Annotated in this window: 18 protein-coding genes and 1 pseudogene; 17 read left to right on the top strand and 2 right to left on the bottom strand. The window is 61.7% G+C overall.

The window, feature by feature from the left end:
• The first annotated feature begins 9 nt into the window (after nt 1-9).
• The 10 genes from M5B99_RS25190 (at nt 10) to M5B99_RS25145 (ending at nt 12,085) form a co-directional block, all read left to right on the top strand.
• Nucleotides 10-1,647, top strand: a complete 1,638-nt coding sequence (locus M5B99_RS25190; RefSeq protein ID WP_248806604.1) for an ABC transporter substrate-binding protein — start codon at nt 10-12, stop codon at nt 1,645-1,647.
• A gap of 48 nt (nt 1,648-1,695) precedes the next feature.
• A complete protein-coding gene (locus tag M5B99_RS25185; RefSeq protein WP_248806603.1) occupies nt 1,696-2,652 on the top strand; it encodes an ABC transporter permease in 957 nt (318 codons plus the stop codon).
• Nucleotides 2,649-3,524: an ABC transporter permease gene (locus M5B99_RS25180; protein ID WP_248806602.1), complete on the top strand. Its 876-nt coding sequence runs from the start codon at nt 2,649-2,651 to the stop codon at nt 3,522-3,524. The genes M5B99_RS25185 and M5B99_RS25180 overlap by 4 nt, the downstream gene beginning before the upstream one ends.
• Nucleotide 3,525: 1 nt before the next feature.
• Entirely contained in the window at nt 3,526-5,367 is a 1,842-nt protein-coding gene (locus M5B99_RS25175; protein ID WP_248806601.1) for an ABC transporter ATP-binding protein, read from the top strand.
• On the top strand, nt 5,364-5,672 hold the full coding sequence (locus M5B99_RS25170; protein ID WP_248806600.1) for a (2Fe-2S)-binding protein: 309 nt from the start codon (nt 5,364-5,366) through the stop codon (nt 5,670-5,672). Before M5B99_RS25175 ends, M5B99_RS25170 begins: the two co-directional genes overlap by 4 nt.
• Nucleotides 5,654-7,030 carry an NAD(P)/FAD-dependent oxidoreductase gene (locus tag M5B99_RS25165; protein ID WP_248806599.1) on the top strand — a complete coding sequence of 459 codons (1,377 nt, stop codon included), beginning with the start codon at nt 5,654-5,656 and terminating at the stop codon, nt 7,028-7,030. The genes M5B99_RS25170 and M5B99_RS25165 overlap by 19 nt, the downstream gene beginning before the upstream one ends.
• Nucleotides 7,027-8,181 (top strand): NAD(P)/FAD-dependent oxidoreductase, encoded by a 1,155-nt coding sequence (locus M5B99_RS25160; RefSeq protein ID WP_248806598.1) that lies wholly within the window; start codon nt 7,027-7,029, stop codon nt 8,179-8,181. The genes M5B99_RS25165 and M5B99_RS25160 overlap by 4 nt, the downstream gene beginning before the upstream one ends.
• Entirely contained in the window at nt 8,178-9,335 is a 1,158-nt protein-coding gene (argE, locus tag M5B99_RS25155; RefSeq protein ID WP_248806597.1) for an acetylornithine deacetylase, read from the top strand. The genes M5B99_RS25160 and argE overlap by 4 nt, the downstream gene beginning before the upstream one ends.
• 172 nt (nt 9,336-9,507) lie before the next feature.
• On the top strand, nt 9,508-10,965 hold the full coding sequence (locus M5B99_RS25150) for an NAD-dependent succinate-semialdehyde dehydrogenase (protein ID WP_248806596.1): 1,458 nt from the start codon (nt 9,508-9,510) through the stop codon (nt 10,963-10,965).
• Nucleotides 10,966-11,005: 40 nt separating this feature from the next.
• Nucleotides 11,006-12,085, top strand: coding sequence for a tartrate dehydrogenase (locus M5B99_RS25145; protein WP_248806595.1), 1,080 nt, complete (start codon nt 11,006-11,008; stop codon nt 12,083-12,085).
• Nucleotides 12,086-12,148: 63 nt separating this feature from the next.
• Here the strand turns inward: M5B99_RS25145 and M5B99_RS25140 are convergent, their stop codons facing one another.
• A complete protein-coding gene (locus M5B99_RS25140) occupies nt 12,149-13,075 on the bottom strand; it encodes a 2-hydroxyacid dehydrogenase (RefSeq protein ID WP_248806594.1) in 927 nt (308 codons plus the stop codon).
• Nucleotides 13,076-13,348: 273 nt separating this feature from the next.
• On the opposite strand from M5B99_RS25140, the gene gabT reads away from it, so the two are divergent.
• The 5 genes and pseudogenes from gabT to M5B99_RS30350 all read left to right on the top strand — a co-directional run.
• Nucleotides 13,349-14,641 carry a 4-aminobutyrate--2-oxoglutarate transaminase gene (gabT, locus tag M5B99_RS25135; RefSeq protein ID WP_248806593.1) on the top strand — a complete coding sequence of 431 codons (1,293 nt, stop codon included), beginning with the start codon at nt 13,349-13,351 and terminating at the stop codon, nt 14,639-14,641.
• Nucleotides 14,642-14,736: 95 nt separating this feature from the next.
• Nucleotides 14,737-15,393, top strand: a complete 657-nt coding sequence (locus M5B99_RS25130) for a 2-haloalkanoic acid dehalogenase (protein ID WP_248806592.1) — start codon at nt 14,737-14,739, stop codon at nt 15,391-15,393.
• Nucleotides 15,394-15,438: 45 nt separating this feature from the next.
• Nucleotides 15,439-15,927: an Lrp/AsnC family transcriptional regulator gene (locus M5B99_RS25125; RefSeq protein WP_100943735.1), complete on the top strand. Its 489-nt coding sequence runs from the start codon at nt 15,439-15,441 to the stop codon at nt 15,925-15,927.
• A 109-nt stretch (nt 15,928-16,036) separates the two neighbouring features.
• Complete coding sequence (locus tag M5B99_RS25120) at nt 16,037-16,513, top strand: anti-virulence regulator CigR family protein (protein ID WP_248806591.1); 477 nt, start codon at nt 16,037-16,039, stop codon at nt 16,511-16,513.
• Between the two features lie 253 nt (nt 16,514-16,766).
• Nucleotides 16,767-16,871 (top strand): annotated as a pseudogene (locus M5B99_RS30350) (hypothetical protein); the annotation flags it as partial.
• A 312-nt stretch (nt 16,872-17,183) separates the two neighbouring features.
• On the opposite strand, the gene M5B99_RS25110 reads toward M5B99_RS30350, so the two are convergent.
• Nucleotides 17,184-17,726 (bottom strand): DinB family protein, encoded by a 543-nt coding sequence (locus M5B99_RS25110; protein ID WP_248806589.1) that lies wholly within the window; start codon nt 17,724-17,726, stop codon nt 17,184-17,186.
• A 219-nt stretch (nt 17,727-17,945) separates the two neighbouring features.
• On the opposite strand from M5B99_RS25110, the gene M5B99_RS25105 reads away from it, so the two are divergent.
• Together M5B99_RS25105 and M5B99_RS25100 are read left to right on the top strand one after the other, a co-directional pair.
• On the top strand, nt 17,946-19,859 hold the full coding sequence (locus M5B99_RS25105) for a PAS domain S-box protein (RefSeq protein WP_248806588.1): 1,914 nt from the start codon (nt 17,946-17,948) through the stop codon (nt 19,857-19,859).
• 200 nt (nt 19,860-20,059) lie between these two features.
• Entirely contained in the window at nt 20,060-20,311 is a 252-nt protein-coding gene (locus tag M5B99_RS25100; RefSeq protein WP_248806587.1) for a DUF1652 domain-containing protein, read from the top strand.
• The last annotated feature ends 3 nt before the right edge of the window (nt 20,312-20,314 follow it).

Here is a 20,314-nt window from a genome sequence, read left to right as displayed (position 1 = left end):
ACAGCTGATATGACTGACAACAAGATCGACTCCAATCTGATCTCCGGCCAGGAAAGCCTGAGGGTATTCGAAGGACTCAATCGCGGCATGTCACGCCGCAGTGCCTTGCAGTTGCTCGGTGTGGCCGGGGTGGCCGCCGCAGGCACCGGTAGCCTGTTCAGCGCCGCCGGCAAGCTGTTTGCCGATGAGGCCGCGAGTCCCGGCAAAGGCAAGCCGGGTGGTCGGATTCGGGTCGCCGGCATGTCCAGTTCCACCGCCGATACCCTGGACCCGGCCAAGGGGGCGCTGTCCACCGACTACGCGCGTCACTATATGTTCTACAACGGCCTGACCCGTTTCGACAGCCACCTGGTGCCGCAACTGGAGCTGGCCGAGCGCATCGACAACGTCGATGCCACGCTGTGGACCATCACCCTGCGCAAGGACGTGACTTTCCACAACGGCAAAACCCTGAGCGCCGCCGACGTGGTGTTCTCGCTGTCGCGGCACAAGGATCCGCTGACCGGCTCCAAGGTCATGCCGCTGATGGAGCAGTTCACCGAGATCAAGGCCACCGCTGCCAATGAAGTACAGATCCGCCTGAGCGCGCCCAACGCCGAACTGCCATCGATCCTCGCCGTCTCGCACCTGCTGATCGTTCCGGAGGGCACCACCGACTTCAATCAAGGCATCGGTACCGGGCCGTTCAAGGTCAAGGAGTTCAAGCCAGGCGTGCGTTCGATTGCGGCGCGCAATACCGGCTACTGGAAACCGGGCCTGCCTTACCTGGACGAGATCGAGTTCATTGCCATTGCCGACGAGCCTTCGCGGGTCAACGCGCTGCTCTCGGGCGACGTGCATATGATCAACGAGGTCAATCCGCGCTCCACCACGCGAATCAAGGCCAGTGCCACTCACCGCGTCGTGGATGCGCCATCGGGCAACTACACTGACTTGATCATCCGCCAGGACCAGATGCCCGGCAAAAGTCCGGAATTCACCCAGGCCATGAAGCACCTGATGGACCGCGAGCAGATCAAATCCGCCGTGTTCCGTGGTTTTGCCGTGGTCGGTAACGACCATCCGATTGCCCCCGGCTCGCGCTACTACAACGCTGACCTGCCACAGACCGTCTATGACCCGGAAAAAGCCAAGTTCCTGTTGAAGAAAGCCGGCATGGACAGCATCAGCATGCCGCTGGTGGCCTCGCCGGCGGCGACCGGTTCGGTGGACATCGCCGTGCTGTTGCAGCAATCGGCGAAACAGGCCGGGCTCAAGCTCGACGTCAACCGCCTGCCCAGTGACGGCTACTGGTCCAACCACTGGATGAAACACCCGTTGAGCTTCGGCAACATCAACCCGCGGCCAAACGCCGACGTGATGTTTTCGCAGTTCTTCCAGTCGAGCGCGCCGTGGAACGAGTCCGGCTGGAAGAACGACCAGTTCGACCAGTTGCTGATGCTTGCCCGTGCTGAAACCGATGACGCCAAGCGCAGCAAGATGTACGCGGACATGCAGACCCTGACGCATGACCACTGTGGTATCGGCATCCCGGTGTTCATCAGCAACATCGATGCCGTCGACCAGCGCGTCAAGGGCTATGGCAGCAACCCGTTGGGCGGGTTCATGGGCTACATGTTCGCCGAGCAGGTCTGGCTGGACGCCTGATGGGCTGCCGCGGGGTTTGCCAGCGCTGCATTGCAGGAGGAGAGGGCGATGAATAGCAACACACTGTGGCTGATCGGCCGGCGCCTGGGCGCCGCGATCGTAACCTTGTTGATCGTCTCCATGGTGGTGTTCGCCATCACGGCGGTGCTGCCGGGAGATGCGGCGCAACAGGCTTTGGGACAGTTTGCCACGCCGGAGCAGGTGGCGGCCTTGCGCCTGAAACTGGGGCTGGATCAGCCGGGTGTGTTGCGTTACCTGCATTGGTTGATGAGCCTGCTCAGCGGCGATATGGGATTGTCGGTTTCCAATGCCATGCCAGTCAGCGAATTGATGGCCGGTCGGGTGCCCAACACCTTGATGCTGGCGGCCGCCACGGCGCTGGTGTCCGTGCCGGTGGCCCTGGTGCTGGGCATCGGTTCGGCCATGGGCCGCGGTGGGCGCATCGACAGTTTCCTGAGCTTTGTCACCCTGGCGATGGTCGCGGTGCCGGAGTTTCTGGTGGCGACCCTGGCGGTGCTGATTTTTGCGGTGAACCTGGGCTGGTTGTCGGCGCTGTCCTATGCCAGTGACATCACCTCACCCCTGCAATTCCTGCGCACTTACGCCTTGCCGGTGATGACGCTGTGCTGTGTGATCGTCGCGCAAATGGCGCGCATGACCCGGGCCGCGGTGATCGATCAACTCGACAGCCCATATGTGGAAATGGCTCGGCTCAAAGGCGTGAGTCCAATGCGCATCGTATTGCGCCATGCCTTGCCCAATGCCATCGGTCCGATCGCCAATGCCATCGCCCTGAGCCTGTCCTATCTGCTGGGCGGAGTGGTGATTGTCGAGACGATTTTCAACTACCCCGGCATCGCCAGCCTGATGGTCGATGCCGTGACCAACCGTGACATGGCGCTGGTCCAGGCCTGCACCATGCTGTTTTGTACGGCGTACCTGGGGTTGGTGCTGATTGCCGACCTGTGCGCGATTCTGTCCAATCCGAGGCTGAGAAACCAATGAACAACCTCATTGTGAAATCGACGCCGACGACCCCTGACCTGTCGGTTGGCAAGGTGTCCCATGGACCTGCCTGGCTGGGTCTGATCGGGGCCGTGATGTGCGTTATCTGGTTGCTGGTGGCGATTTTCGGCCCTTGGCTGGCACCACACCCGGTGGGCGAAGTGGTCTCCGACAATGTCTTTGACAACATCAGCGCCGTTTACCCGTTTGGCACCGACTACCTGGGGCGCGACATGCTCAGCCGTGTTCTGGTCGGCGCGCGTTTCACCGTTGGCCTGGCGTTGATTGCCGCAGTGTTGGCCAGTGGCCTGGGCACCGGTTGTGCGTTGCTGTCGGTGGTGTCGCCCAAGTGGCTGGACGAAGTGATCAGTCGCTTGATGGACGCCTTTATCTCGATTCCGAGCAAGATGCTGGCGCTGATCATGGTTTCAGCGTTCGGCTCCTCGGTCACGTTGCTGATCTGTACGGCAGTCCTGAGTTTCTGCCCCGGCGCCTTCCGCATCGCCCGCAGCATGGCGGTGAATATCGAGGCGCTGGAGTACGTGCAGGTAGCCCGTACCCGTGGCGAGCGTCGGTTGTACATCGCTTGTGTGGAAATCCTGCCGAACATGCTCAACCCGGTGCTGACCGACCTGGGCCTGCGATTCGGCTTTATCGTGTTGCTGCTCAGCGGCATGAGTTTCCTCGGTCTGGGGGTGCAGCCACCGGATGCCGACCTCGGTTCCCTGGTACGGGAAAACATCGGCGGCCTCAACCAGGGCGCGCCGGCCATCGTGATTCCGGCGCTGGCCATCGGCACCCTGACCATTGGTGTGAATCTGTTTATCGACAGACTGTCGTCCCGACGTAGTCGCCGTACGGGAGGTCATTGAAATGAGTGAATTGATTCGGGTCGAAGACTTGCGCGTAGTCGCCTGTGGCGAGCGCGGCGAGGTGGAAATCGTCAAGGGTGTGAGCTTTTCCCTGGAAAAAGGCGAAGTGCTGGCATTGATCGGCGAGTCCGGTTCCGGCAAGACCACCATCGCCCTGGCGCTGCTCGGGTATGCCCGGCGCGGCTGCCGGTTGTCGGGCGGGGTGGTGCAGGTCGGCGAGCACGACATGCTGGCGTTGAGCGAACGCGAACTGCAAGGTCTGCGTGGCAACCGGGTGTCGTATATCGCCCAGAGCGCGGCGGCGGCGTTCAATCCGGCGAAGAAGCTGATCGACCAGGTGGTGGAGGGCGCCTTGATTCATGGCCTGGGCAGCCGGGCCGTGCTCGAAGCCAAGGCCATCGAGTTGTTCCGCGACCTGGCCTTGCCGGACCCTGATCACATCGGCCAGCGTTACCCGCACCAGGTGTCAGGTGGGCAATTGCAACGGGTGATGGCGGCGATGGCGTTGATCAGCGATCCGTTGCTGGTGGTGCTCGACGAACCGACCACCGCCCTCGACGTGACCACCCAGATCGACGTGCTGCGTGCCTTCAAACGAGTGGTCCATGAGCGTGGGGCAACGGCGGTCTATGTCTCCCACGACCTCGCCGTCGTCGCGCAGATGGCCGACCAGATCGTGGTGCTCAACGGCGGCCAGGTCTTCGAACAGAGTGCCACCGCGCCGCTGCTCAAGGGCCCGGCCCATGAGTACACCCGTAGCCTGCTGGCGGCGGCGCGGCCCGATACGACGATCCGTCCGCCCAGCGGCCTGGCCGAAGACGAACCGTTGCTGACGATCAAGGGTCTGACCGCCGGCTACGGTAACAAAAACCCGCAAGGCATGCCGTCGATCCGCGTGCTGGAGGACATCGACCTGACGGTGCGCCGGGGACAGGCCATCGGTGTGATTGGCGAATCGGGTTCCGGCAAGTCGACCCTGGCACGGGTGGTGGCCGGGCTGCTGACCCCGGCATTGGGGGCGCTGACATTCGCCGGCCAGCCACTGGGCGGCAGTCTCTGCGAACGCACCCCTGAGCAGTTCCGACGCATTCAGATGGTCTTCCAGAACGCCGACACCGCACTCAACCCCATGCACAGCGTCGGTACCATTCTGAGCCGCCCGCTGAAGATGTATTTCGGCCTCAAGGGCGCCGCATTGCGCGAGCGTATCGGTGAACTGCTGGACCTGGTGCGGCTGCCGCGAGCCATGGCCGAACGGCGTCCCAATGAACTCTCCGGAGGGCAAAAGCAACGGGTCAACCTGGCGCGGGCGCTGGCGGCGAAGCCGGACCTGATCCTGTGCGACGAGGTGACCTCGGCACTCGACACCGTGGTCGGCGCGGCGATTCTCGAACTGCTGCGCGACCTGCGTCAGGAACTGGGGGTTTCGTACCTGTTCATCAGTCACGATATTTCCACCGTACGGGCGCTGTGCGACGACATCGTGGTGATGTACAGCGGCCACAAGGTCCAGGCCGGCACCCGGCAGTCATTTGCCCAGGCCCCGTTCCATCCCTACACCGACCTGTTGATCCATTCGGTGCCGGAACTGCGCCAGGGATGGCTTGAAAACTGCGGCACCACCTGCGGTGAACTGCCGCCCATCGGCGCGAAGGCCAATGTGCCGGAGCTGTGCACCTTCCTCAATCGCTGCCCGGTACGGCTGGACGGCCTGTGCAATCAGACCGCGCCGAACCGCCGGATCATCGAGGGCGGCAGTGAAATCCTCTGCCATCACGACAGCGCCGAGCTGCTCAAGACGCAGCAGGACTTGAATATCATGATCCAGGGAGCCTATGCATGAAGGGGCGTTTTGTAAGACTGGCCGAGCAGGGCCGGCCGACTGTCAAACTGCAGGTGGACGGGGTACCGATCGAGGCCTTGCAGGGCGATACGCTGATGGTCGCGTTGCTGACCCGGGGTACTGCGTTGCGTCAGTCGGAGTTCGATACGGGCCGCCGTGCCGGTTTCTGCCTGATGGGGGCTTGTCAGGATTGCTGGGTCTGGACCCGCAGTGGTGAACGCCTGCGCGCCTGTTCCAACGAAGTCCGTGAAGGGCTGGAGATTGTCACCACACAACCGGAGGCGATATGGCCATTGCACGGATAGTCATTGTCGGCGCCGGGCCGGCGGGTATTCGCTGCGCCGAAACCCTGCTGGCCGCTGGTTTCAAGCCGATCCTGATCGATGAGAGTCGTCGCGATGGCGGGCAGATCTACCGTCGTCAGCCGCAAGGTTTTACCCGCGATTACGCCACGCTGTATGGCAGCGAAGCCGCCAAGGCCCGGGACTTGCACCTGAGTTTCGACCGCTTGCGCGGGTCGATTGATTACCGCCCGGACACCCTGGTATGGAACCTGATACCGGGGCAACTGTGCTGCGTCAGCCAGGGCCAACATTCGACCGTGGATTACGACGCGCTGATCCTGTGCACCGGTGCCACCGACCGCTTGATGCCGATCGAAGGCTGGCAGTTGGCGGGTACCTACAGCCTCGGTGGCGCGCAGATCGCGCTCAAGTCCCAGGCGGTGTCCATCGGCCACAGCGTGGTGTTCATGGGCAGTGGACCGTTGCTGTATCTGGTCGCCAGCCAGTACCTCAAGGCCGGTGCCAAGGTCGCGGCGGTGCTCGATACTTCGCCGCTGGGCAAACGCATCGGGGCCTTGCCAAAACTGCTGGCGCGTCCCGGGCTGTTGTTCACCGGAATGAAACTCCTGGCGCAGTTGTACCGGGCGAAGATTCCGCTGCACCTGGGCATCCACCCCCTGCAAGTTCTGGGTGACGCAGCCAGCGGGGTCAGTGGCGTGCAGGTGCGGACGGCGGCAGGGGCGACCCTGGACGTGGCATGCGATGCCGTCGCTTTGGGTTATCACCTGCGTCCGGAAACCCAATTGGCGGACCTGGCCGGTTGTCGACTGCGCTTCGATGAGGCCTCCAGCCAATGGTTGCTGGCCACCGATGACGACGGCCGGACCTCGGTGAGCGGCGTGTATGCCGCCGGTGATGGTTCGAGAATTCGTGGCGCGGATGCCGCCGAATGCGCCGGACGCCTGGTGGCCATGGCGTTGCTGGAGGATCTGCACAAACCGGTGGATGCCGGGTTGCGTGATGAACAGCGCCAGGCGCTGGCGGTGATGGAGCAGTTCCGCCTGGGCCTGGCTCAGGCGTTTCCCTGGCCTTCGGCGCAAGCCAAAGCCTTGCCGGATACTGCCATTGTCTGCCGCTGCGAGATGATCAGCGCCGGCGAGTTGCGGCGCACGGTCAGCGAAAAAGGCGCCTGTGAAGTCAATCGGGCCAAGGCCTTCAGCCGAGTCGGCATGGGCCGTTGCCAGGGGCGCTATTGCTCCCAGGCCGGGGCCGAGGTGATTGCCGCCGCGGCGGGTGTCACCGTGCAACAGGTCGGCCGCCAGCGCGGCCAGGCGCCGGTCAAACCGCTGTCGATGCTCACCGAGGAGGTGTCGCCATGACGCTACAGAAAGCTGATGTGGTGATTGTCGGCGGTGGCCTGATGGGTTCGGCGGCGGCATTTTTCCTGCGCCGGCGCGGGCAGACGGTGATCCTGCTGGAGCGCGACCAGATCGGTCAGTACGCCAGCGGCGTGAACTTCGGCAACGTCCGGCGGCAGGGGCGTTTCCTTGGGCAGCTGGAGTTGGCCAACCGTTCCTGGGCGTTGTGGAAGCGCTTGCCGGAGCTGATTGATGACGACCTCGAGTTCATTGCCAGTGGGCACATGCGGGTGTGCTACCGCGAAGACGAAATCGCCGAGCTCGAAGCCTATGCCGCGGCCCCCGAGGCTGCGCAACTGGACCTGAAGATTTATCGCGGCACGGACCTGCACCAGCGTTTTCCGTTCCTGGGGCCGGATGTGAAGGGCGGCTCCTATGCACCCCACGACGGTCACGCCAACCCACGCCTGGCGGCCCCGGCGTTTGCCCGGGCGGCGCGGCGTATCGGCGCGCGGATCGAGGAGCAGACAGAAGTGGCCGAGGTACAGAAGGTCGGCGGTGAGTTCAGCATCACCACCACCGATGGTCGCCAGTTCAGCGCCGAACGTCTGCTGATTACCGCCGGTGCCTGGGGGCAGAAACTCTCGGCGCAATTCGGCGAGCCGGTCCCGCTGGACACCCACGGCCCACAGATGGCGGTCACCGAACCGGTGCCTTACGCCTTGCCGACGGTGATTGGCGTGTACACCAAGATTCCCGAGGAAGTGATTTATTTCCGCCAGATCCCTCGTGGCAACATCGTCATCGGTGGCGGCTACCGCAGCAAACCGGACATGCTGACCCGGCGGGCCCAGGTCGAGCCGCGCAGCATCCTCAACCAGCTCGGGCAGATGCGTCGCCTGCTGCCGGGAGTCGGCAACCTGAACATCATCCGGGTCTGGAGCGGCATCGAAGGTTACCTGCCTGACTCCCTGCCGGTGATGGGCCCGAGCGGTACCGTCGACGGCTTGTTCTATGCCTTCGGCTTCTGTGGGCATGGTTTCCAGCTCGGCCCGGGCGTCGGCGATGTGATGGCCGAACTGATCAGCAGCGGCAGCACCAGCACTTCGATCGAACCGTTCTCCATCCGCCGATTCGCCCTTTCAGCCGAGCAACGGAGCAAGGCCTCATGAAACCCCGTGTACTGGATATTCTCAAACATCTGCTGGCCTTCGACACCGTGTCTTCGGAGTCGAACATGGCCTTGATCGAGTACGTCCGCGACCTGTTGCTGAGCAAGGGCATCGAGTCGCTGATCGTCAAGGATGAAACGGGTAAAAAGGCCAACCTGTTCGCCAGCACTGGCCCCCGGGAGTTACCGGGGATCCTGCTGTCGGGGCACACCGACGTGGTCCCGGCGGCGGGCCAGGCCTGGACCCTCCCGGCGTTTCAGGCGACGGTGCGGGACGGCAAGATTTATGGCCGTGGCAGCTGCGACATGAAGGGCTTCATCGCCCTGGCCATCGACGCCATGCTCGAGGCGGCGGACGGCCCGTTGAGCCGACCGCTGCAACTGGCGCTGTCCCATGACGAAGAGACCGGTTGCGTCGGTGTGCGGCGTTTGCTCGATGTGTTGCACCTGGCCCCGGTACGGCCGTTCCTGTGCCTGATCGGCGAGCCGACCCAGATGCAGTTCGTGCTCGGGCACAAGGGCAAGGGCTCCTATCGCACCTATTGCCGGGGCCTGGAGGCCCACTCATCGCTGGCTCCGCGCTCGGTCAATGCGATTCACCTGGCCTGTGATTTTATTTCTGCACTGCGTCAAAGCCAGCAGCAGTTGCAAGAGCAGGGTGCCCAGGATGCCGACTACGATGTGCCTTACAGCACGGTGCATGTCGGGCAGATCGGCGGCGGCAGGGCACTGAACATCGTGCCCAACCTCTGTACCCTCGACTTTGAAGTGCGCAACCTGCCGGCGGACGATCTGGATCAGTTCCTGGAGCAGATGCGCGAGCGTGCGCAAGTGATCGTGCGCGAAGCCAGGCGCCTGTCCAGTGTGGCGGACATCGAAATCGAAACCCTCAATGTTTATCCGGGTCTCGACACCCACCCGAGCGTCGAGGCGGTGCGCTTTCTGAAGAACTTTGCCGCACCGGACACCGGCACCGCCAAAGTCTCTTTCGGCACCGAAGGCGGGTTGTTCAAGCAACGACTGGATGTCCCGGTGGTGGTCTGCGGGCCGGGCTCGATCGAACAGGCCCACAAGCCGGACGAGTTTATCGAGATCAGCCAGATGGAGGCCGGGGAGCGGTTTCTGCAGGGACTGCTGGGCTCCCTGAAACAGTAAGGCCCCTCGCCACAGGTTTGCTGTTCGCCACGATAAATAGCCAATGCCCACCAGTAGAGCCTGCCGTCCCATCCCGTTTTTCAGCATCCGACACTGCTGTTATGGCGCTTTCAGCATCCTCGTCCGTGGCTCCTCCCTAGACTGGCAGTTGTCTCGGATCAGGACCTCGACCATGCTCAAGAATCGTTTGAAAGACCCCAGCCTTTTGGTAGAACTCGCCTACATCGATGGGCAGTGGATCGGCGCTGACAACGCCGCGACCCTGGACGTCAGCGACCCGGCCAGCGGCCGCTTGCTCGCCCGCGTGCCAGCGATGCAAGGCACGGAAACCCGTCGCGCCATCGAAGCCGCCGAGCGGGCCTGGCCGGCCTGGCGCGCCCGCCCGGCGGCCGAGCGGGCGGCGCTACTGGAACACTGGTATCAGGCCATGCTCGACAACCTCGACGACCTGGCACTGATCATGACCTGCGAGCAGGGCAAACCCTTGAACGAGGCCAAGGGCGAAATTCGCTACGGCGCCGGTTTCGTCAAATGGTTCGCCGAGGAAGCCCGGCGGGTTTACGGTGAAACCATGCCGGCCCCCAGCGGCGATCGCCGGCTGCTGACCCTCAAGCAACCGGTGGGGGTTTGTGCCGCGATCACCCCGTGGAACTTCCCCAACGCGATGATCACCCGCAAATGCGCTCCAGCGCTGGCCGCGGGCTGCCCGATCATCGTCAAACCCTCGGACCTGACACCGCTCTCGGCCCTGGCCCTGGCGGTGTTGGCCGAGCGGGTCGGGATTCCGCCCGGCGTGTTCAATGTGCTGACCGGGATGCCCGCGGGTATCGGTGAAGAGCTGACCGCCAACCCGACAGTCCGGAAGATTTCCTTCACCGGCTCCACGGCAGTCGGCCGCCTGCTGATGCGCCAGAGCGCCGAACACATCAAGCGCCTGAGCCTGGAGTTGGGCGGTAACGCGCCGTTCATTGTGTTCGACGACGCCGACCTGGAGCAGGCGGTGGCCGGCATCATGCTCAGCAAGTTTCGCAACGCCGGCCAGACCTGCGTCTGCGCCAATCGCATCCTCGTGCAGGACGGCATTTACGAGCGGTTTGCCCAGCGACTGGTGGAGGAGGTGGGCAAGCTCAAGGTCGGCAACGGCCTGGACGCCGATGTCACTATCGGCCCGCTGATCAATGCGGCCGCAGTGAGCAAGGTCGCCCGACATATCGACGATGCCTTGAGCCAGGGCGCGCGTTTGCTCTGTGGCGCGATACCCGAGGGCGACAGTCAGTTTGTCCAACCCACCGTGCTCGGCGAAGCCCATGCCGGCATGCTGTTGGCCAACGAAGAAACCTTCGGTCCGGTGGCGCCGCTGATGCGCTTTACCTCTGAGGCCGAAGCGCTCGCGCTGGCCAATGCTACACCTTACGGTCTGGGCGCCTACTATTTTACCCAGGACTTGCGGCGCTCCTGGCGTTTCGGCGAGGCGCTGGAGTTCGGCATGGTCGGTCTCAATACCGGAATCATTTCCATGGAAGTCGCCCCGTTCGGCGGCATCAAGCAGTCGGGCCTGGGCCGTGAAGGCAGCAAGTACGGCCTCGACGAGTACCTGGAAGTCAAAGCCTTCCACATCGGTGGGCTGTAACCCCAGCCACGATGGCACAGACATTTGCGAGGCATGATTGATGAGCAAGGCATTCAGAATCGCCGCGATTGCCGGCGATGGTATCGGCAAGGAAGTCCTGCCGGAAGGGTTGCGCGTGCTGGAGCAGGCTGCGAAGAAATGGCAGTTGGACTTGAGCATCGAAGTGCTCGACTGGGCTCACTGCGATTACTACCTGGAACATGGGCAAATGATGCCCGACGACTGGTTCGAACAGCTCAAGGGCTTTGACGCGATCTATTTCGGCGCCGTGGGTTGGCCGGACAAGGTGCCCGACCACATTTCCCTGTGGGGTTCGCTGCTCAAGTTCCGTCGGGACTTCGACCAGTACGTGAACATCCGCCCGGTGCGGCTGTTTCCCGGTGTGCCCTGCCCGTTGGCCGGGCGCAAGCCGGGGGATATTGATTTTGTGGTGATCCGCGAGAACACCGAGGGCGAGTACTCCTCGGTCGGCGGCAAGATGTTCGAAGGCACCGAGCATGAGTTCGTGTTGCAGGAATCGGTGTTCACCCGGCGTGGTGTGGACCGGATCCTCAAATTCGCCTTCGAACTGGCCCGGACCCGACCGCGCAAGCGCCTGACGGCGGCGACCAAGTCCAACGGCATCTCCATCAGCATGCCCTATTGGGACGAGAGGACGGCCTTGATGGCCGAGCAGTACCCGGACATCACCTGGGACAAGCAGCATATCGATATTCTGTGTGCACGTTTCGTGCTGCAACCGGACCGCTTTGATGTGGTGGTGGCGTCGAACCTGTTCGGCGACATTCTTTCCGATCTCGGCCCGGCCTGTGCCGGCACCATCGGTATCGCGCCTTCGGCCAACCTCGATCCCGAGCGCCGTTTTCCGTCGCTGTTCGAGCCGGTACATGGCTCGGCGCCGGATATCTACGGGCAGAACATCGCCAACCCGATTGCGATGATCTGGTCCGGGGCGTTGATGCTCGATTTCCTGGGTAATGGTGACGAGCGCTATCGCGCGGCGCATGACGGGATCCTGCAGGCGATCGAACGGGTGATCGCCGAGGGGCCGATCACGCCGGATCTGGGCGGAAAGGGTTCGACGCAGGAGGTGGGCAAAGCGATTGCCGAGCGCCTTTGAACCATGCCACTGATCCACTGTGGGGGGGGGCAAGCCCGTTTCCACAGTGGATTTGCGCTGTATTCAATAGCCCCGCGTACGATCGATCTCACCGACCATCGGTTCGCCACGCTGATGTCGGCGAATGTTCTCCAGCAACACCTCGAACGCACTTTCCGGCTGGGTCATGGCCGCGATATGTGGGGTCAGCAGAATCTTTGGATGCAGCCAGAACGGATGATCCGGCGGTGCCGGCTCTTGCCGCAGCACGTCGATGACGGCGCCGCTCAATTGTCCGCTGTCGAGGGCCGCCAGTAGGTCACTTTCCACCAGATGAGCGCCACGGCCCATGTTGATCAGCGCCGCGCCCTGAGGCAGTTGCTCGAATAGTCGGCCGTCGAGAATGCCCTCGGTCTGTTCGGTCAGCGGCAGTACGCACAGTAAAATGTCGCACTGGCTCAGGAACGCAGGCAGTTGTTCGTTGCCGGCATAGCAATCCACCCCATCGACCTGATGGACGCTGCGAGCCCAACCGGACAACAAAAAACCCAGGGGCCGCAATGTCGCCAGAATCCGCCGGGCCTGGGTCCCGAGGCCCATGATACCGATCCGCCGCTTGCTCGCCGGTTGCAGCAAGTGCGCCTGCCAGCAACGAGCTGTCTGTTGCTGACGATAACGGAGCATGTCCCGGTGCAGGCTCAGCACGGCGAAACTGGCGTATTCGCACATGCCCCGGGTGATGCCCGGATCCAGCAGGCGCACCAGCGGCAAACTGATGGGCAAGCGACCGAGGTCCAGTTGATCGACGCCGGCAGACAGGGCGAACAGCACTTTGAGATTGGGCAGCAACGCCTCGAGATCGTCGGGCGCCTGCCAGGCGGCCAGGTACTCGATGTCCGTCGGGTCGCCGATGTCCGGCCAGGCGCGCCATTCGATATCCGGGGCGTGTTCGGCAAACAGCGTTTTCCACTGGTCGCCGCGTACGGGGTCAGCTTTATACAGCAGGGCCATGGGCATTTCCTGAACGGGTGAAGGGGCTCTCCATCATCGCGCAATGCCGGCGCAGGATCTGTCGAAAGCACCGGGCTAAACGGTTCGCGCGACGTTCTGTTGGTGATGTTCCGGCAGATTCGGCGTGCTGAAGGAATCTGCCGTTTGGCAGGGTGAAAACAGTTGATCCGAATTTCTCAGGGGCCAAGTTCGGCGTAGATCGTTTCGCGCAAGGCTTAACCTGAACAGCATCGCAACCACCTTCCGGTTGCCGGACTCACGATGGGAAATGCCATGAATAGCAAAGTCGACGAAACCCCTCATTTGCTCCGTCAGCGCGATCAATTCGTGCCGCGTGGCTTGGTTACCGCTCACCCGTTGGTGATCGATCGCGCCCAGGGAGCTGAATTGTGGGACGTGGACGGTAAGCGCTACCTGGACTTCGTCGGCGGTATCGGTGTGCTGAATATCGGCCACAATCATCCCAAGGTGGTCGCGGCCGTGCAGGCACAATTGCAAAAGGTCTCCCATGCCTGTTTCCAGGTAGTTGCCTATAAGCCTTATCTCGACCTGGCCCAACGCCTGTGCGAAATGATCGGTGGCCAGGAAGCGTACAAAGCGGCGTTCTTCACCTCGGGCGCCGAAGCCGTGGAAAACGCGATCAAGATTGCCCGTGCCCACACCAACCGTTCGGCCGTTATCGCCTTTCGCGGCGGCTTCCACGGCCGCACGTTGCTCGGCACCACCCTGACCGGCATGAGCCAGCCTTACAAGCAGAACTTCGGGCCGTTTGCACCGGAGGTGTTCCATACCCCCTACCCGAATGCCTATCGTGGTGTCAGTAGCGATATGGCGCTCAAGGCGCTCGACGAGTTGTTGGCCACTCAGGTGGCAGCGGAGCGAGTCGCGGCCATCATCATCGAGCCCGTGCAGGGTGACGGCGGGTTCCTTGCGGCGCCGGTGGAGTTTCTTCAGGCACTGCGTGCCCTGACTGAAAAGCATGGCATCGTGTTGATCCTTGATGAAATCCAGACCGGTTTCGGCCGTACCGGCAAATGGTTCGGTTTCCAGCATGCCGGGATCCAGCCGGATCTGGTGACGGTGGCCAAGAGCCTGGCGGGTGGCTTGCCGCTATCGGGTGTGGTCGGCAAGGCGGCGATCATGGACGCCCCGTTGCCGGGCGGCCTGGGTGGCACCTACGGCGGCAACGCCTTGTCTTGTGCCGCGGCCCTGGCGGTGATCGATGCCTTTGAGCAAGAGCAGTTGCTGGCCCGCGGTGAAGCACTGGGCGAGCGTTTGCGCCAGGGGCTGTTGCGCTTGCAGGCGCGTCACTGGCAAATCGGCGATGTGCGCGGCAGCGGTTTCATGCTGGCGCTCGAGCTGATCAAGGATGACGAGGCGCGTACTCCCGATGCTGACTTGAACCAGCGCTTGATCGATGAGGCGCGCATTGGCGGTTTGCTGGTGATCAAATGTGGTGTTTACCGTAACGTTCTACGCTTTCTCGCCCCGCTGGTGACCACTGAAGAACAGATCGACGAAGCGCTGCAGATTCTCGACGGCGCGTTGGCACGCGTCTTGAACTGAGCAGGTGCCCGCTCGGGGCGGTGCCGCCAGGCATCGCCCGTGGGCGTTTATGGAGCACGGATGGATGAAATGCATCATCGGAGGCTTTGCACACCATGGGGCTGACTGAATATCGGGCACTGCTCATTGATTGCGACGAGGTTCTGGTCGATCGCGATTCGGGGGTCTGGGCGGCATTGCAACCATTGCTCGACAGCCGAGGCGGTCACTCAGACAAGGAACAGGTACTGGCGGAGTACGCCGAGGTCGTACGTGTGCTTTATCCTCGGTTCGCAGAACTGGGCTTTAGTGGCTCGCAGTGTTTCGCCCATCGCCAGCTGGCCGAGCGCTGGGGGCTGAAAGCCAGTTGGGAGGAGGGTATGAGCTTTGCCCGTTCGGCTGCCAACTGGTCGCTGTTCGAGGACGCGCCGGGGGCGATGTTGTACCTGCGCAAGTTCTATCGCTTGCTGGTGCGCGGCGACCGCGATACGGAAGATCGAGGGCTGCTTTGTGAGCGGCTGGGGATTACGCCCGATGATTTCATTTCATTGGCCAGCGATCCTTTGCTCGATCCAGAATGGTTGAAGAGCAACGAGCTTGAAGTCCGGCACATTCTGCAGGTGACTCGGCCTGCGGCCGTCCGGCCGGCGGCCGGAGATGTATGCCTGATCTGTCGAGACCAGGTAAAGCGCTCCTCGCCCTGCGCCGCGGATTACTGCATCAACAGCATGGCGGATCTGGTAGCGCAGCATCAGCTGTCTTTACGGCGCTGATTTTGCTAGAAGATTGTCTTACAAACGGCAGTCAAGAGGTAGGCAATGGAAGGTTTAGTAAAACTGGACCGGATCGACATCAGCATCTTGGTTGAACTGCAAAAAGATGGGCGCATGACCAACGTGAGCCTGGCCGATGCGGTGGGATTGTCGGCCAGCCCCTGCCTGCAACGGGTCAAGCGGCTGGAGTCGGCCGGGTACATTTCCAGCTACAAGGCACACCTGAACCTGGCGAAGATCACCGATTCGGTGACGGTCTTCACCGAAGTCACCCTGAGCGACCACAAACGTGAAGACTTTGCCAAATTCGAGTCCAATATCCGGCTGGTGGACGAAGTGCTTGAATGCCATCTGATCAGCGGTGGCTATGATTACCTGGTGCGCTTCATGACTCGCAGTATCCAGCATTACCAGGAGGTGATCGAAAGCCTGCTGGACAAGAACATCGGTATCTCCAAGTACTTCAGCTACATCGTCATCAAGTCTCCCGTGCTCAAGGACGGTGTGCCGTTGCGCAAATTGCTGCGTCATTGAACGACTTTGCCTGTACCGTCACTTCCCATGGCTGCTGTTGCAGTGGAACTTCCTTGCCCAATGCCGTCTACATTGCAGTGGGGATGTTCCTCTTTCTGGGAAAACAGATATGTTCAAATCTCGTTCGTTCATGACGGTACTGACCTGCTTCGCCCTGATAACCGGCTCTGCTACCGCTTTGGCTGATCCGGGTAACGGCAACGGCAATGGCCAGGGACACGGCAGGGGTTTTTCGCAAGACGACCAAGGCCAGGACAATCAAGGCGGCCACGGCAAAGGCAGAAAATCAGGAGGTGGTGATTGGGGGCACGGGCCAAGCATCGATCGAGGAAGCGTACTCGGCGTCATTGGCGGACACCGCGATTACTGGCGTCCCGGGCCAGCATTGCCGCCGGGCATCCAGAAAAAACTGGCTCGTGGAAAACCTCTTCCACCCGGCATTGCGAAAAAGCTGGATGGTCGACTTGTGGGGCAGCTTCCGCGCTACGACGGATATGAATGGCAGCAGGCGGGGCCCGACTTGATTCTGGTGTCTATCGCGAGCGGAATTATTTATGAAGTGCTGAGTGGTGCCTTGAACGACTGAGCGCCTGCACTGATCCGGTGTGATATCGGCTTGTCTTGCCGGGGCATCCAGGGAAGAGTCAAAGCGAGCATTTCGCATTAACTTTATAAGCAGGGCTGGAGGCTTCCGTTGGTCGCTTGTCTTTGAACAACACGTAACCAATTGTGTCAGAGATTACGCAAATACTAACTTTACGGAAGCCATCATGCGTTTGAAAAAGAAAAGCCTGGTTGCCATCATGTCATGCACCCTGATGCTTGCTGTTGCCCCTTTATTGCCGGCTGAACTGTCCATCATGGCGTCTGCCTATGCCAAAGAGGGTGGTCATGGCGGTGGCAACGGTGGCAACGGTGGTGCTGGTGGTGCTGGCGGGCATAGTGGAGAGGGAAGTGGTCATGCCGGTAGCGGCCACTCGGCCAGTTCCAAGAGCAACGGCCTCGCCGAAGGCAAGGAAACCGATCATGACGGCAAGGCTGTTCGCGATCATGGCGTGAGTGGCACTCACATTGGACGCGCCCACAAAACCTCTCGTGGTCACGGGATCGCCACGTCGCATGTCGCCCATTCCAAAACCACACGAGGGCTGTCGAAAGCCACGGCGATTTCGGCCACTACGCCGGGCGATCACAACGACAAAGGGTTGAGCCAGGCCGGCAGTTCCACTGCCAAATAAAGGCGCTTGATTGTTTGATCAGATCTGTGGCTCGCAAGGAATGAGGGCCACCAGATCCGTACTCCCTACATCAACACCCGCCTGTGACAGCAAGGTGGTCACTTGTCCGCGGTGATGGGTCTGGTGGTTGAAAAAATGCATGATCAAGCCATAAGAGTCCTTTTCAGCCGCTACGCCCTTCATATTCTTGTAGTGGAGCGGGTGATCCAGATCCGACTCGGTCACTGAGCGGGCCCAGTTGATAATGATTTGATCGAGCCATACCCGATGCGCCGCTAGTGCCTGGAAATCAGGAAACAGCAGTTGGTCGAGGCGCTCGGGCGTGGGCAACTGTCGAATGGGCTCCAGGGCCGGGTACTGCGCCGGATGCCGGGCGAGTCGCTGTAGCCAGACCCTGTCCCCGGCCGCCAGGTGGTTCAAGGTTCCGAGAATCGAGCCAAAAAAAGCTTTCCTGTCGGCGCTCAGCTCCTCTTCGGACAAGCCCTTGGCCGACTCATAGAGCTTGGCGTTCATCCACTGGTTATAGCTCGCCATCAGGCAGATATGGCTGGTCCGGCTCACTGCGTTCATCCTTTGGTCATTTGACGAGCGCCACCACTCATCACCACCGTCAGTCTAATACCATCCCTTTCTTGAAGCCCACTCAGAATGGCATATGCTGTCAGCATCAGCCATGCATACCGTGGCCTACGGCTCCTACACACGCCCAGAGCGAATCGCCGCACTATTCTCGACACGGAGATAGAACGCAACCGAATCAGCTGAGAGAGGTCGTCCATTTTGCACCGCACTGAAGTTGGACGTTTAAAGCTGTTGCGCGCTCTGGAGGTGCTCGACACTGCGGCGGAGCCGGTTTTTGATCGCATCACGCGGTTGCTGGCCACCACGCTTGAGGTGCCCATTGCGCTGATTTCGCTGGTCGACAGTGACCGTCAGTGGTTCAAGTCCAGGGTCGGTATGGACGTCAGGCAGACGCCCCGGGATATCTCCTTCTGCACGATTGCCATAGAGCAAGAGCGGACGATGGTGGTCCTCGACGCGCTGAGTGATCCGCGCTTTTCGTCCAGTTCGCTGGTTACCAGCAATCCACGTATCCGTTTTTACGCGGGAACGCCGATCCGCTCCATCGAGGGCTATGCCCTGGGTACGCTCTGTGCGATGGATTGCAAGGCCCGGATATTCAGCGATGAGTCACGGCAGATCCTGGAGGACTTTGCCGGGCTGGTCAGCCGGGAATTCCAGATGCGCGAGGCCGCGCTGCTGTCCCGCTCGCATATCACCCACTCCGCGGCAGCCTTCGCGGCCAGCGAGGCACGCCTGAAAACCGCCTTTGCCCTCGCACCCACGGGCATCGCGGCGGTCGCGGCCAACGGGCGCTTTCTCAGTCTCAACAGCGCGTTCTGTTCCATCGTCGGCTATGAAGCCGACGAACTCATGACCCTGAGCTTCCAGGACATCACTCACCCTGACGACCTGGACAGTGACTTGAATCTGTTGCGCCAGTTGAACCGTGGCGAAATCGATCGTTATCAGCTTGAGAAAAGATACCGGCACAAGGACGGCTCCTCGGTCTGGGTCGACCTGCATGTGGCCAAGCTGCTGTCGGTGGACGGCGATCTGGAGTACTACATCGCGACGGTCCAGAATATCCAGCGGCGCAAGGAAACCGAGGCGTCCCTGCAGGCGTTGCGACACAGCCTGGAGCAGCGTGTCGAGGAGCGTACCGCGGAACTGCTGCGGGCCAATGAAATGCTGTCCCATACGATGCTTCAGCGGCTGCATGCCGATCGCGAGCTCCGGCAGCGTGAGGCGGAGCTCTCGGCGGTGCTGGAGCACGCCAGCGATGCCTACGTGAGTATCGATGAGTCGGGCGCGATAAGGGCCTGGAACCGAATGGCCGAGACGACCTTCGGCTGGTCCCGTGATGAGGCGCTGGGCCAGTCATTCGAAAATCTGGTCATCCCGGTAGCCATGCGCGAGGTTCATCTGGCCGGGTGGCGGCGTTATCTCGCCACCGGTGACGATGAGGCGCTGCGCCAGCGCCTGGAGATATCGGCGGTGCGGCGCGACGGCATGGTCTTTCCCGTCGAGGTGCGGATCAGCCCTGTCGAAATCGACGGGCAACGCTTCTTCAGTGTTTTCCTGCACGATATTACCGAACGCAAGGCCATGGCCGAACGCCGCGAGAAAGAAGCGTTGACCGATACCTTGACCGGGCTGCCAAACCGCCGATCCTTGCTCGAATACCTGCCCAATGCGATGGCCAGGGCCCGCCGGATCGGCGTTCCCCTGGGGGTGCTGTTTCTTGACCTGGATGGCTTCAAGGCGGTGAACGATACCTTTGGCCATGAAATCGGCGACCTGTTGCTCCAGATCGTGGCCGAGAAGTTGAAGACCGGTCTGCGGGAGACGGATGCGGTGTTTCGGCTGGCCGGCGATGAGTTTACCGCCGTGGTGGAAGGCCAGTTCGGCGGCACCCAGGACGCCGAGCAGCTGGCGCATAAACTGATTCAACTGATCAATGAGCCGGTGCTGATCGGTGCGGCTACCGTGCAGGTGGGGGTGAGTATCGGGATTGCGGTGTACCAGCGCGATGATCCGAGAACCGCGACACAGCTGTTGCGCGAGGCGGACAGCCGCATGTACGAAGCGAAGCAGGCGGGGAAGGGTCGCTTTGCCTCGCAGCAGCGCTGAAACGCGCTGCCGTGAGGCCGTATCAGCCACATGTGGCGGGGGAGTGCAATTCGTCGGATGGCGCGGCAGGATGGGTGCCTGTCTGTGACAGGCATCACAGTCCCTCGAACGATCTGCTCGCGCAGGGCCTTGCGTTTGAAAAAACGGGTCTATGCTGGACCCGTCAGGCGCTCCCCAGACTGATCTCAAGGATGAACAGCATGATTCCAGAAGCAGAGTTGCGCCGGATCATTGAATCCGGCTTCCTCCCGTTGTCCTGCACCTGCACGGCCAATGCCGGCGGTTCCTTGATGATCAAGATCTTCGACCCGGTCTCGGGGCGCGTGGATCTGCAGCTCAACGGGGTATCGACCAGCAGCTTCACCAGCATCCGCTCGATTTCCAATTTCATCGGCGAATTGCGCACTGAGATGAAGGCCGGGCGCAGGGCTTTCGCCGGTGGTATGAATTAGGGC

It is taken from the genome of Pseudomonas sp. MWU13-2100, from assembly GCF_023242365.1.
Lineage (GTDB): Bacteria > Pseudomonadota > Gammaproteobacteria > Pseudomonadales > Pseudomonadaceae > Aquipseudomonas.
Note: the sequence above shows the minus strand (reverse complement) of the source record. Positions and strands in the feature narration are given on the sequence as shown.